Genomic DNA, 970 nt, shown 5'->3' on the forward strand with positions numbered 1-970 from the left:
CCCCCGAACAGGTGGCCCGCCCGAACTCCCCCGCCGCGGTGGCACCCTGTACGTGCCTGCCGCGCACGGCGACCGCGCAGCGGGCCTCGCCGCCCTGCTCGCCGAGGGTGATGGAGACGACCGCCTGCCGGCCCAGCGGCACGGCGACGGTCTTGCGCCACGGCAGGGTGGCGGCCTCGACGACCACCGCCTTCCCGGACTCGCTGCGGGCCTGGTACGTGATGTCGACGGTGCCGCTGCCGGTGACTTCGTAGGTCACCGCGGCGGTGGGGACCTTGCGCTCCGGCTTGTCGTCGTCCCCGCCGTTTCCGGCCATGATCCCGTAGCCGACGAGCGCCGCGCACGCGGCGAGTATCCCGCCGGCGATGAACAGCCCGGAACGGTCCGGCCGCCGGGACGGGGCCGGGGAGGCGGACATCGACTCATCAGCCCCGGAGCCGGACCCGGGCCCCGGCTCCGACTCCGGCTCCGGCTCCGGCTCCGACCCCAACTCCGGCTCCGCCGCCCCCGTCTCTTCCGTGCCCTTCACGGCGATTCCCCCTCCGCACCACGATTTCACCCCGTCCTCGGGCAATGACCGGGGCTTTATACCCGACCCCCTTCCCCGTCCGCCACTGTGCGGACAATTCAGACACGGCAGCGCCAATTTGCCGTCAACTGTCCCAACTGTCTTATCAGTTGACAGTGCTTCAACCGCCTGACTAAAAATCCCGGCGCCATTCTCTCGGCCTTGTCCGGACACCCCGGAAACACCTTGGGGGCGGCGTTTTCAGCCAGGTTCTATCAGGAAGGTTTGGCGTGAGACCCAGACTGGGAAGGGCAACGGCCTGCCTGGTGGCGGCAGCGGTGATGAGCACCGCGCTGCCCCAGCTCGCCTACGCCGCACCAGCGTCCGACGGTGACGACGGCAGCGGAGTCGTCGACACCGTCAAGGGCTGGTTCGGGGACGACGGCGAGGACGGCGGCGAAG

Annotated in this window: 1 protein-coding gene; it reads right to left on the bottom strand. The window is 70.4% G+C overall.

Going from position 1 to position 970, the window contains the following annotated elements; genetic code table 11:
- On the bottom strand, positions 1-418 hold a 418-nt coding region (locus CCN42_RS39185), incomplete at its 3' end, for a hypothetical protein (protein ID WP_245877677.1).
- Positions 419-970: the final 552 nt, after the last annotated feature.

This window comes from Streptomyces glaucescens, assembly GCF_002154375.1.
Lineage (GTDB): Bacteria > Actinomycetota > Actinomycetes > Streptomycetales > Streptomycetaceae > Streptomyces > Streptomyces glaucescens.